The organism is Pseudarthrobacter sp. AB1, from assembly GCF_014926485.1.
Lineage (GTDB): Bacteria > Actinomycetota > Actinomycetes > Actinomycetales > Micrococcaceae > Arthrobacter.
Genome location: NZ_PZKO01000020.1, coordinates 60,103 through 72,232 on the forward strand (window position 1 = coordinate 60,103; position 12,130 = coordinate 72,232).

The following is a 12,130-nucleotide window of genomic DNA, read 5'->3' on the forward strand; positions in this document are numbered from 1 at the left end:
CCCATACTTCAGGTTACGCCTGGGGACCGCCAGCGCACACGTCTCTTCAGGAAGTCTTGCCGGGGGCTGCCCTGCTACGAAGGCACTACGGTTCCGGCGCCGCCGTCGACCGTTATTTCCTGCCCGGTGGAGAGCCGGAGCGTGGCGTCCGGGACGCCCACCACCGCGGGAATGCCATACTCCCTGGCCACCACGGCACCGTGGGAATTGGGCCCGCCCATCTCCATCACCAGTCCGCCCGCGGTAAGGAACAGCGGTGTCCAGCCGGGGTCCGTGGATGGCGCCACCAGGATTTCTCCCGGTTCCAGGCGCGCGCCCACCGGGTCGAGGATCACACGGGCAGTGGCCGTGACAACACCGGCCGACGCCGGACTCCCGGTCATTGCCCCCGGCACCCTGGATGCCGCCGCAGCGCCGGCGGATGGAACAGCTTCCGGCTCGGTGCCGTCCGACAGCAGCACCCGCGGCACGTGACGCCGTTCGAGTTCCAGAGCGTAGTCCGCGCGCCGCTGCGCCACCAGGTCGCGAAAGTCGGCTGTTTCGGAGCTAAGGCCGGCCCTGGCTTCGTCCAGGTCCAGGAAGAAGACGTCATCCGCCTCGGCCACTGCCCCCGCCGCCGCCAGCGCTGCACCGGCCAGGGCCAGTTGCTTTCGCACTTCGGCAAGGCCCACCACCAGCTGGTACTTGGGCAGTTCGCGCAATCCGGCGAAAAGCCGCGCCCGCCGCAGCGCCGCCCGGACCACAGCCCCGCGCAGCCGGCCGCGGCTCCGCGCCTCCGCGACGAGACGCTCAACGCAGGCTTCGGCTTCTTCTGCCGCATTGCTGAACTGGACATCCGGCGCCAGCGCCGAGCCCTCGAGTCGGAGATAATTCGCCAGGACACCCAGGATGTGCGTGGCGTCGTCCGACCAGCGCGGCAAACCGACGTCGATCTCGGCCACGGCACGGTGCCCGTACTGGCCCATGAACCGGGCCACCCCGGACTGCAGCACGGCGGGCAGCTGGCCCGCACGGAAGTCTTCGGCCAGCTCGGCGGGTGCCCGGTCCGTCACGGCGGTGCGGGAATCGCCGTCGTTCCTAATCACCTGGGCGAGGCGCCACAACTCCAGGTCCATCTCGGTGGTGACGTTGTTGGGCAGCCCGCGGAGCACAGTCTGCAGATCTTCCCACCGGCCGCCGCCGAGCAGTTTTCCGGCGAGCGCCAAGGCAGCGAACCCGAGCGCCGGAAGCGGCAGGATGGACGGCACTACTGAGAAGATGCGGGTGCCGAGCACGTGTTCGGCGTAGTCCAGGTGCTGCAGCGGGGTGAGGCCGGCGGGCGGTTCGAGTGAGTGGGCGAACTCGCGCGCGCGCCGATTGGTCCTGCGGAGGGCCGCGTCGGGGCGGAAGATGGCCCTAAGCAGCGTCTCCGGCACCCCGGCATGCACCGCCGCAGGGACCACGTGCCGCAGCAAGCCCAGCGGCGTCCCGCGGGTCACGGAAAACCGCGGGTCCTCGAAAACCCGGCGCAGCACCGTGGCTGAGCGTGCTTCCATCACGTCAAAGACTTTGGGAACAATCCGCCGGCCGGTGGTGCTGCGGGCTACTGCGGTCAGATCGAAGTAAATCCGCTGGCCCGCCGCTGCGTACGGCGACGGACCCTGGCGTGGCTCGGGTACGTCGAACTGCGCCGCGCGGGCCACCGAGGAGGCAATGAGGCGGAAAGCTGCCAGGCCCATGGGCGTGATGGGCCGGGTCAGGCCCTGCGCCAGGCTGAAGCAAAGATAGACGCGAATGCCCTCCCCGCCGGGAGTGCTCCCGCCGGCGGCACTCTGCGGGACGGGGAACAGCGTGGTGATGGGCCGCGACTGGGTCAGCCAGAGGCGGCCGTCGCCGGCGATGGCCCATTCGATGTCCTGCGGTGAGCCAAAGTGGCCCTCCACCCGGTGGCCCATGGCCGCCAGCTCGGCGGCCTGCTTGTCCGTCAGGCAGGCCGCTGCTCCGCCATTGCTGATGGCCAGCGTCCGGGTTCCGCCCCCGGGGATCGGCCGGACCGCGATGCGTTTGTCCCCAAGCCGGCGTTCCAGCACCCGCCCGGTGAGCGGGTCAACAACGAAATGGTCCGGGTTCACGGCCCCGGACGCCACAGCCTCCCCCAGCCCCGGACTGGCATCGATCACGGCCTGCTTCCGGCGGCCCGTCAGCGGGTTGGCGGTAAAAAGCACACCGGCGGCGGTGGCATCCACCATCCGCTGGACCACCACCGCCAGCGACACCGCGGCCGGATCGATCCCCCGGGTTGCCCGGTAGCTGACGGCCCGGTCCGTCCAGAGCGAGGCCCAGCAGTCTCGCACGGCTTCCACAACGGCGGCTGCGCCCACCACATTGAGGTAGGTGTCCTGCTGGCCGGCGAAGCTCGCCGACGGAAGGTCTTCGGCAGTGGCCGACGACCTGACGGCCACCGGAACGTTGTCACCCATGGCTGCGTAGGCCGCCTCGACGGCGGCGGCCACCTCGGTGGGGACCGGGGCGTTTTGGACAATATCCCGGGCCCGGGACGCCAGGGCGGCCAAGGCGGGGAGGTCGCCGTCGGGCGTTGCTTTCAGCGCCGGGTGGACCTCGGCGAGCGCACCGCCCGCAGTCGCTTCACGGTAGGCCTCCGTGGTGAGGCAGAAGCCGTCCGGCACGGGCAGCCCAGCGGCGAGCAGCTCCCCCAGGTTCGCCGCTTTGCCACCCACCAAGGGAACCATTGCTGCGGTGACCGCCTCCAATCCGAGGATGGGCGGCTGGCTGCCGGTGTCAGGCATCTTCATGCCTCCTGCTGCGAAGGTAACTGGTCAGGCTGCGCCGGGGAGCGGCCCAAACTTGTCGCGGTCCGCCAGCCGCGGATCGTCGCGGTCCGGAACTACCAGGACCGGGCTCTTGGCGTGATGGAGCACGCCGCCGGATGTCGAACCCAGGAGCATTCCGGTGAACCCGCCATGGCCCCGGGTGCCCACCACGACGAGTTCCACGTGCCGGCTGGCCTCCACAAGGACGTCCACGGCAGAACCGTCCAGCAGTTCCGACTCCACGGCAAGGTGCGGGTAATGGCTCTTCAGCCAGGCCATTCCGGCGTCAAGTTGGATCTGGATGTCATCGAAGAGTGCTTTGCGGTCCATGGGGGCCGGGACCCAGGCCAAGGATCCACTGAATTGCGGCACCGCACAGATGACGCGCAGGGTTGCCCCGAGCCGTTCAGCCTGGTCGGCAGCCTCCAGCAGAGCGATCCGTGCCTGTTCGGACCCGTCCACGCCCACCACCACAACGTTCTCGACCTGCGTGTGCCCTGGCTTGGCCTGCTCGGCCCTGATGCGTTTGTCTTCGGTGGTTTCGCCCAGCCTGTCCGAACACACCAGCGGCACCGTGACCGTGGGGCACTTGGCGTGTGCCGGCAGGGCACTGCTCACCGAGCCCAGCAGGCGTCCCACAAATCCGCCACGGCCGCGGGTGCCAAACACCAGCAGATCAGCTGTCTCGGACATTTCCAGGAGCACGCCCGAAGCGTCCCCGTTCTCCACGGAGCCGTCAACCTCGATGTTGTAGCCGGAAACCTTGTCCAGCGCCTGCTTGACGATCGCTTCGGCGCCCTCGCGGATCACGGAATCATCCACGGTGGCGTACCCGCCGTCCAGCCCGGACGCCGCAAAGATCGGCACTGAATAGGCGGTGACAATGTGCAAAGGCCGACGGCGGCGCTCGGCTTCCCGGGCTGCCCACACCAAGGCGCACTGGCCGTGGTCGGACCCGTCTACGCCGACAACAATTCCCACCGGAGCCGCCGAATTTCCGGCCCTGTCCTCGTCCGGATCCGGATGCAACTCATGTGCGCCCATGGGGCCGCCTCCTCGCGATACTGCCTTATGTTGCGGCTATTCTGCCAGACGCGGCGCCCTCCGCCCGCACCGGCCGCGATGTGTGCCCCGACGGGCTGGAGAGCCCTGCTTCCGCTTCTCACTATTCTCGGTCCGCGGACACTTAGCAAGCGGCCCAGCGCCGCTGGCCGGCCGGTTATCCACAGCCCACGGCGAACGGAGCGGAAAGCGTATTCATCGCGGAGAAGAATGTTTGTGTTTGGGCTATCCACGGTCCTGAATGTTCGGTAGTCTTCGAGGCACTGCCGGTCCGCCGACGCCCGATTCACGGTGCGTCCCGGGCCGGTGCTGCGGCCGGACTTTGGGGGTAACGGAACGCATGCGGGGCGACGCTGCCTGCATCCGAAAGCCTTTGAAGGAGGAAAACTGTAGTGTCAAGCATGCCTGTGAACGGCGGGACCGAACGGACCACCACGGTGATCATCGGCACGGGGCTGTCAGGCCTGGCGATTGGCGCGGAACTGCGCCGCCGTGGCGTGCACGCCATCGTAGTGGACGGGCTCGACATCCTCGGCGCCGCACAACCGGCCAACACTGCTTCACTGCAGCGCTGCGACGCAGCAGACTCCGAATCCCTCCGGGAACGCAACGAGATCCTCCGCCACCTGCGCAACTACGCCGCCAGCCACCACATGGATGTCCGCACCACCACCCGGGCGGTTCAGCTGACCATGGTGGGCGGCGAACCCGGCGGAACCAGCACGGGAACGGCCGCGGGGTCTCCGTCCGGCCAGTGGGAAGTCCATACGCCCAACGGCATCCTGCTGGCAGACAACATTGTGCTGACCCGGTGCGCGCACAGCCAGCTGCGGCGTATGCTCAGCGACTTCGGCATCACTGTTGGCCGCAACCTGGTGGCCGCGATGCGCCAGATCGGCATCTACCTCGTGGGCGTGGGCGAGCTCATCACGCCCTCACCCAAGGAAGTCCTGCGTCAGGCCAAAACCGTGGGCCAAGCCATCTCGGCCACGGTCCACCCGGAAAGCGCCGCCGCCGTCTAAGCCTGTTCGGTTTCGTCGTCGTCGCTGCGTGTGGTGAGGCGGCGCTTCGCGAGGATACCGATGGCCACCAGCAGGCCCACGGCCACTGCAGCAAAGATCACCAGGCTCCAGGGGAACGGCTGGGACGCGTTTTCAGCCGGCGCCGGAGCCGCCACGGTTCCCGGCTCCGCGCTTCCCATCGTGGGAATAGCGGCCGACGGCGATGCGCCCGCCGATGCTCCCGAAGGCGCGGCTCCCGCCGCAGCTGCTGTCGCCGTAAAGCCGAACGTCCCCTCGATCGGATGGGAATCCGAGCTGACGACGCGCCAGACCACCGTGTATGCGCCCGCCGGAGCGCCGGCTTTGAGCTTTTGGGTGGCCGTGCTGTCCACGATCTCAAGAGCGCCATCCGCCCACTCTGCACCGGCCGAATCCTTGACGGAGAACTGTGCGCCGATGCCCAGCGGGTTCTTATTGAAGGTGACGGACACCTGCTCCGGGGCCGTGGCCACCGTGGCGCCCTGCGCGGGACTGCTGGACTCGGCGGCATCGTGTGCCGAGGCCGGAGCCGCGAATCCCAGGACCGCGGCTACGAAAACGAAGGTCCCGAGCACAACGCTCAGCAACTGGCGGCGTATGGATCGCATGGGTGTACTGCTCCCTTGGGTTGGCGTCCTTCCAGCCTAGGCGAACTTCCGTAGGCGAACTTCCGTAGCGAGATTCGCGGGCAGCGCCCGCCCACGCTGTCCGGGCACCGGCGTCCAGCCGGCGACGTTCAGCCGGCGACGTTCAGCCGGCGACGTACGCCGCGAGGTGCTTGCCGGTGAGCGTGGACTTGGCGGCCACAAGCTCGGCGGGAGTCCCCTCGAAAACGACCTTACCGCCGTCGTGCCCTGCTCCCGGACCGAGGTCGATGACCCAGTCGGCGTGCGCCATGACCGCTTGGTGGTGTTCGATGACGATGACCGATTTGCCGGAGTCCACGAGGCGGTCAAGGAGGCCGAGGAGGTTTTCGACGTCGGCGAGGTGGAGGCCAGTGGTCGGTTCGTCCAGGACGTAGACATCGCCCTTCTCTGCCATCTGCGTAGCCAGCTTGACGCGCTGCCGCTCGCCGCCGGACAACGTGGTGAGCGGCTGGCCGAGCGTCAGGTAGCCGAGCCCGACGTCGACGAGCCGGCCCAGGATCTTGTGGGCCGCGGGCGTGCGGGCCTCCCCTTCGCTGAAGAAGACCTCAGCCTCTGTCATGGCCATGGACAGCACCTCGGAGATGTTGCGGCCGCCCAGCGTGTATTCCAGCACTGACGCCTGGAAGCGCCGGCCCTCGCAGTCCTCGCACGTGGACTCGACCGTGGCCATCACGCCCAGCTCCGTGAAGATGACGCCCGCGCCGTTGCAGGTGGGGCAGGCACCTTCGGAGTTGGAGCTGAACAGCGCCGGTTTCACGTCGTTCGCCTTCGCGAAAGCCTTGCGGATCGGCTCAAGCAGGCCTGTGTACGTGGCGGGGTTGCTGCGGCGCGAGCCCTTGATGGCGCCCTGGTCGACTACCACCACGCCGTCACGTCCGGCCACGGAACCGTGGATCAGCGAGCTCTTGCCCGAACCCGCGACACCTGTCACCACGCAGAGCACGCCGAGCGGAACGTCGACGTCGACATCCTGGAGGTTGTGCGTGGAAGCGCCACGCACCTCGAGGGCGCCGGTGGAGGTTCGCACGGATCCCCTGACCTTCGCACGGTCATCGAGGTGGCGGCCGGTGATGGTGTCGCTCCGCCGCAGCCCGTCCACAGTGCCCTCGAAGCAAACGCTGCCGCCCGCGGTGCCGGCGCCGGGGCCGAGATCGACCACGTGGTCGGCGATGGCGATGGTCTCGGGCTTATGTTCAACCACGAGGACGGTGTTGCCCTTATCGCGCAGCTGCAGCAGCAGCTGGTTCATCCGTTCGATGTCGTGCGGGTGCAGGCCGATGGTGGGTTCGTCGAAGACGTAGGTGACGTCGGTGAGGGACGAGCCCAGGTGCCGGATCATCTTGGTCCGCTGCGCCTCGCCCCCGGAGAGGGTGCCTGCCGGGCGGTCCAGCGAGAGGTAGCCCAGCCCGATTTCGGCGAAGGAATCCAGCAGGTGCCGCAGACCCTTGAGGAGCGGCGCAACCGACGGCTGGTCGAACCCGCGGACCCACTCGGCCAGGTCGCTGATCTGCATCCCGCAGAGCTCGGCGATGTTTTTGCCCTGGATCCTCGACGACCTGGCCTCGGGGCTGAGCCGCGTGCCCTCACACTCGGGGCAGGCCTGAAAAGTAATGGCGCTCTCCACAAAGCGCCGCACGTGTGGCTGCATCGCCTCGACGTCCTTGGACAGCATGGACTTCTGGATCTTAGGGATGATGCCCTCGAACGTGAGGTTGACGCCCTCAACCTTGATCTTGGTGGGCTCGGCATACAGCATCGTCTCAAGCTGTTTCTTCGTGAACACGGCAATCGGCTTGTCCATCGGCAGGCCCATGCCCTCGAACAGCCGGCCGTACCACCCGTCCATGCTGTAGCCGGGGACAGTCAGGGCACCGTCGGCGAGGGACTTGGTGTCGTCGTACAAAGCGGTCAGGTCAAAGTCGGAGACCGAGCCCATACCCTCGCAGCGCGCACACATGCCGCCCAGGTACACAACGTTCTGCACCACGGCCTTCTCCACCCGGCCGCCGGCCTTCTCGGTACTCATCACACCGCTGGCCTTCCGCGTCGGGACGTTGAAGGAGAAGGCCGTGGGCGGCCCGACATACGGGGTGCCCAGCCGGCTGAAGAGGATCCGGAGCATGGCGTTGGCGTCCGTGGCAGTTCCCACCGTGGAGCGGGGGTTTGCGCCCATCCGCTCCTGGTCAACGATGATCGCCGTGGTCAGCCCTTCGAGGTGGTCCACGTCAGGCCGCGCCAGGTTGGGCATAAACCCCTGCACAAAGGCGCTGTAGGTCTCGTTGATCATCCGCTGGGACTCGGCGGCGATCGTCGCGAACACCAGTGAGCTCTTGCCCGAGCCGGACACCCCGGTGAATACTGTCAGGCGGCGCTTGGGGATCTCGATGCTGATGTCTTTGAGGTTGTTCTCCCGGGCACCCTGCACACTGATCAGATCGTGGCTGTCGGCGACGTGCGCCGCGGGGAGCTGCTGGTCTGTCGATGCGTCAGTAGTCATGGTGTCTCCAACATATGCTCGGCATTGTGAGGTTCCTGACAGATATTCTAGGCGCGCGCCCCCCGCCCTCTAGGATCGAGTAACCCCCAACAACACATCCGGAGGACTAATGCTTAAGCAGGGCTCTGCCTTGGACCGGTACTTCAAGATCTCCGAGCGGGGGTCCAACCTCTCCCGCGAGATCCGCGGCGGCTTTGCCACATTCTTCGCCATGAGCTACATCGTGGTGCTTAACCCCCTGATCCTCTCCGGCCCGGATTCCACCGGCACCACACTGGGCTTTGCCGCGGTGGCTGCTGTGACGGCGTTTGTGGCGGGTATCCTTACTATCCTGATGGGCGCCTGGGGCAGGCACCCCTTCGCGCTGGCCGCCGGGCTGGGCGTGAACGCGTTTGTTGCCGTCACGGTCGCTACGAACCCCGGCCTGACGTGGCCGGACATGATGGGCCTGGTGGTCCTGTCCGGCGTGACCATGCTGATCCTGGTCCTCACCGGCTTCCGGACCGCCGTCTTCAAGGCCGTCCCGGACGGGCTCAAGACCGCCATCGTGGTGGGCATCGGACTGTTCATCGCCCTGATCGGGTTGGTGAATGCCGGTTTTGTGCGCCGGATCCCCGACGCTGCCGGCACCACTGTTCCCGTGGGCCTGGGCTTCGACGGCAAGCTGCTGGGCTGGCCCACTGCCGTCTTTGTTTTCGGCCTGATCCTCACCATCGCCCTCGTGGTCCGCAAGGTCAGGGGTGCCATCCTGATCGGCATCATCGCCTCCACCATCATTTCCGTGATCCTGGAAATGACCCTGCACATCGGTCCCAGCTTTGACGGCACCACCGCCAACCCGCAGGGCTGGTCCCTGGTGGCGCCGTCCTTTACGGGGTGGAGCGCCCCGGACCTGTCGCTGATCGGCAAGGCCAACCCGTTCGGCGCTTTTGAACACCTGGGCTTTGTAGCCGCCACGCTGCTGGCCTTCGTGATCCTGCTCAGCATCTTCTTCGACGCCATGGGCACCATGGTGGGCCTGGCAAACGAGGCGGGCACGGTGGACAAGGACGGCAACATCCCCGACGTGGACCGTGTGCTCCAGGTGGACGCGCTGGGCGCTATCGTGGGTGGCGGCGCGTCCGTCTCCTCGAACCAGATCTACGTTGAGGCCGGCGCCGGAATCGGCGAGGGTGCGCGAACGGGCGTGGCGTCCATCGTCACCGGCCTGCTGTTCCTGGTGGCCATGTTCTTCACACCGCTGATCAACCTCGTGCCATTCGAGGCGGTAGCCCCTGCACTGGTGGTGGTGGGCTTCATGATGGTCTCCCAGGTGGGCAAGATCGACTGGCAGGACTGGGGCATCGCCATCCCTGCTTTCCTGACCTTCACGCTGATGCCGTTTACGTACTCGATCGCCAACGGTCTCGGCGCCGGTTTCATCGCCTTTGTCCTGATCCGGACGTTCCAGGGCCGCGCCAAGGACGTCCACCCGCTGATGTGGGCGGTGGCCGGCGCATTCCTGCTGTTCTTCGCTGTCGGTCCGATCGAGGCCGCCCTGGGAATGTGACCTACACGGCAGTGGTGGGGGCCTTGCCCTCATCGCCGGATTCTGCCAGGGCCTTCCGCTCCCGCATGCGGTCGAGCCGGTTCATCAACGGCGAAGTAGTGGCCCCATGGATCACGATGGAAAGGGCCACTACCAGGCCCACGAAGGACCACAGCCACTCAGCCTGCTCGGAAAACCGGCCCTTTCCCAGCGCATACGCCAGGTAGTACAAGGAACCGATGCCGCGGATCCCGAAGAAAGAAAGGGCAACGCGTTCGTAGGGGCCCGTCTTTCCGCCAAGCAGTCCGATCCAGCCGGCCGCGGGCCGCACCAGGAGCAGGAACGCCAACGCAACCAGGAGTTCCGCCCAGCCGACCTCGGCCAGGAGTCCGCGGCCAATCGCGCCGCCCAGCAGGACGAGGATCACCACGGTCACCAGCCGTTCCAGCTGTTCCACGTAGGAGTGCAGCACACGGTGGTAGCCGTGGGTATGCTCGGCGGACCGGATGGTGACCGCGCAGACAAACACCGCGATGAAACCGTAGCCTTCGATCATCTCGGTGAGGCCGTACGCCAGGAACGTTGCCGCCAAGGCCACAAATCCTTCGGAGTGGTTGGCGAGCCGCAGGCTTTGCATCCTCGCGGAGAAAAACAGCCTGGCCAGCAGCTTGCCCGTGGCGAAGCCGCCGAGGACCCCGATTGCCAGGCGCCAGACCACGTCTACACCGAACCACTGGGGGAACCACTCCGACGGCGACGCGCCCACCACACTAATGGCGATGGCCAGGTACACAAACGGGAAGGCGAGTCCGTCGTTCAGGCCGGCTTCCGACGTCAGGCCGAAGCGGACCTCGTCCTCTTTGTCCGTTTCGTCGTCATCATCGGCCGGTTCGCCCACCTGGACCTCAGCGGCCAGCACCGGGTCCGTAGGGGCGAGGCTGGCCGCCACCAGCAAGGCCGCCCCCAGCCCCAGCCCCAGGAACCACAAACCCATCAGTGTCAGGGCAATGATGCACAGCGGCATGGCTATTCCCAGGAGCCGCCAGGTTGTGGCCCAGCTCCGGCGCCCCAGGGGCCTGTCCAGGGCCAGACCCGCGCCCATCAGGGAAATAATGACGCAGACCTCCGAGAGGTGGACGGCAATGTCGCTGTGCACTATCGGATTTGGATCCGGCAGGCTGGGGATCAGCGAGAAAGCTGCGATCCCGGCGCCCAGGAACACCATTGGCATGGAGAAGGGTACGTGGCGCAGGACCTTGGGGAGAATCGCGGCGACAAAAACCGCAACGCCCGCCACGGCGAAGAGGATGCTGGTGGATTCGAACATGGTGCTCCGACCTGCCGACTTGCCCTGAGGCGCCTGCCCTGCGGACGGGCCCACCCCGCGGAGGGATTGCTCCACCTTAGCGTGCGGCTGCCGAGACCACACCTGCTGCCAGTCTTTCACCCCGGGCCTGTGGTTCCGTAATTACAGACACGACGACGGCGGCCCCGCTGGCTTTGGCGGTCCGCATGCGGTGAGCTTGGAACATGGCCCCCTCCGCATTCACCGCCGATGTCCCCCCTCAGCCCTGGAGTGGGCGGTTCGACGGCGACGGCGACGGGCACCGGCGCTGGTGGCAGGCTGTTTCGCCCTACGCACCGCTCAGCGCATCCTCCTCTTCCCCTGCCCCAGTCACGCACGCCGGCTCCCCTACCGGCGCCCCGCAGCGCCCTGCCGTCATCCTCGGATTCGCCAGCGACGAAGGAGTGCGCCGCAACAAAGGCCGGACGGGTGCAGCTCTTGCCCCGGCAGCGATCCGCGCCGCGCTTGGCCCGCTGGCTTTCCATCTGGGCCGCTCTGTGTCCGATGCCGGAGACGTTGTGGTTTCGGACGGCGCCCTGGAGGCCGGGCAGGCCCGCGCCGGGAACGCCGTTGCGGCCATGATTGACGCAGGCATGCTCACCTTTTTGCTGGGCGGCGGGCACGAGACCGCCTACGCGAGCTATCTGGGAGTTGCAGGCTCCGAAGCGGTGAGTGGCGGGCAGCGGCTGGGCGTCCTGAACCTGGACGCCCACTTTGACCTCCGCGATGAACAGCTGCCAAGCTCCGGCACACCGTTTCTTCAAATGGCGCAGGCGGAAGCTGCCGCGGGACGCGAATTCAGGTACGCCGTCGTCGGGATTTCCGAGCCGAACAACACACCGGCGCTGTTCGCTACCGCCGAGCGGCTGGGCGTGAAGTATGTGCTGGATGAGGACTGCGCCGCCGGGCGGGTAGAGTCTTTCGTTGCTCAGTTCCTGGACGGCGTGGACCTGCTCTACCTGACCATTGACCTGGACGTGCTGCCGGCGTCGGTAGCTCCCGGCGTAAGCGCGCCCGCGGCGTACGGAGTGCCCCTGCCGGTGATCAGCGCAGTGTGCAGGCAGGCAGCGGAAAGCGGGAAGCTCCTGCACGTGGACGTGGCCGAGCTGAACCCCGGGTTCGACGTCGACGGGCGGACCGCCAAGGTTGCCGCGCGGCTGGTAAACACGCTGCTGCGCTAAGTCCCCCGGCCCGAATGCTG

At 67.1% G+C, this 12,130-nt stretch carries 8 protein-coding genes; 3 read left to right on the top strand and 5 right to left on the bottom strand.

Going from position 1 to position 12,130, the window contains the following annotated elements; all coding sequences use genetic code 11:
• Positions 1–74 precede the first annotated feature (74 nt).
• Together DAD99_RS06395 and DAD99_RS06400 are read right to left on the bottom strand one after the other, a co-directional pair.
• On the bottom strand, positions 75–2,792 hold the full coding sequence (locus tag DAD99_RS06395) for a PEP/pyruvate-binding domain-containing protein (protein ID WP_193340819.1): 2,718 nt from the start codon (positions 2,790–2,792) through the stop codon (positions 75–77).
• 24 nt (positions 2,793–2,816) lie between these two features.
• On the bottom strand, positions 2,817–3,854 hold the full coding sequence (locus tag DAD99_RS06400; RefSeq protein WP_193340820.1) for a universal stress protein: 1,038 nt from the start codon (positions 3,852–3,854) through the stop codon (positions 2,817–2,819).
• Between the two features lie 419 nt (positions 3,855–4,273).
• On the opposite strand from DAD99_RS06400, the gene DAD99_RS06405 reads away from it, so the two are divergent.
• Complete coding sequence (locus DAD99_RS06405; RefSeq protein WP_193340917.1) at positions 4,274–4,894, top strand: NAD(P)/FAD-dependent oxidoreductase; 621 nt, start codon at positions 4,274–4,276, stop codon at positions 4,892–4,894.
• Here DAD99_RS06405 and DAD99_RS06410 read toward each other — a convergent pair.
• Positions 4,891–5,520, bottom strand: a complete 630-nt coding sequence (locus DAD99_RS06410; protein ID WP_193340821.1) for a copper resistance CopC family protein — start codon at positions 5,518–5,520, stop codon at positions 4,891–4,893. The genes DAD99_RS06405 and DAD99_RS06410 overlap by 4 nt on opposite strands.
• Positions 5,521–5,662: 142 nt before the next feature.
• Positions 5,663–8,056, bottom strand: a complete 2,394-nt coding sequence (locus DAD99_RS06415) for an excinuclease ABC subunit UvrA (RefSeq protein ID WP_193340822.1) — start codon at positions 8,054–8,056, stop codon at positions 5,663–5,665.
• A gap of 109 nt (positions 8,057–8,165) precedes the next feature.
• Between DAD99_RS06415 and DAD99_RS06420 the strand changes: the two genes are divergently transcribed.
• Positions 8,166–9,605 (top strand): NCS2 family permease, encoded by a 1,440-nt coding sequence (locus DAD99_RS06420; RefSeq protein WP_193340823.1) that lies wholly within the window; start codon positions 8,166–8,168, stop codon positions 9,603–9,605.
• 1 nt (position 9,606) lies between these two features.
• Here the strand turns inward: DAD99_RS06420 and DAD99_RS06425 are convergent, their stop codons facing one another.
• Positions 9,607–10,911: a sodium:proton antiporter gene (locus tag DAD99_RS06425; protein ID WP_193340824.1), complete on the bottom strand. Its 1,305-nt coding sequence runs from the start codon at positions 10,909–10,911 to the stop codon at positions 9,607–9,609.
• A 203-nt stretch (positions 10,912–11,114) separates the two neighbouring features.
• On the opposite strand from DAD99_RS06425, the gene hutG reads away from it, so the two are divergent.
• Complete coding sequence (gene hutG, locus DAD99_RS06430; RefSeq protein ID WP_193340825.1) at positions 11,115–12,110, top strand: formimidoylglutamase; 996 nt, start codon at positions 11,115–11,117, stop codon at positions 12,108–12,110.
• Positions 12,111–12,130 lie beyond the last annotated feature (20 nt).

Bases quoted from the DNA above. Each gene is read 5' to 3' on its own strand.
- DAD99_RS06420 (WP_193340823.1), top strand. From the start codon at position 8,166: ATGCTTAAGCAGGGCTCTGCCTTGGACCGGTACTTCAAGATCTCCGAG.
- DAD99_RS06400 (WP_193340820.1), bottom strand. From the start codon at position 3,854: ATGGGCGCACATGAGTTGCATCCGGATCCGGACGAGGACAGGGCCGGA.
- DAD99_RS06405 (WP_193340917.1), top strand. From the start codon at position 4,274: ATGCCTGTGAACGGCGGGACCGAACGGACCACCACGGTGATCATCGGC.
- DAD99_RS06410 (WP_193340821.1), bottom strand. From the start codon at position 5,520: ATGCGATCCATACGCCGCCAGTTGCTGAGCGTTGTGCTCGGGACCTTC.
- DAD99_RS06425 (WP_193340824.1), bottom strand. From the start codon at position 10,911: ATGTTCGAATCCACCAGCATCCTCTTCGCCGTGGCGGGCGTTGCGGTT.
- DAD99_RS06415 (WP_193340822.1), bottom strand. From the start codon at position 8,056: ATGACTACTGACGCATCGACAGACCAGCAGCTCCCCGCGGCGCACGTC.
- DAD99_RS06395 (WP_193340819.1), bottom strand. From the start codon at position 2,792: ATGAAGATGCCTGACACCGGCAGCCAGCCGCCCATCCTCGGATTGGAG.
- hutG (WP_193340825.1), top strand. From the start codon at position 11,115: ATGGCCCCCTCCGCATTCACCGCCGATGTCCCCCCTCAGCCCTGGAGT.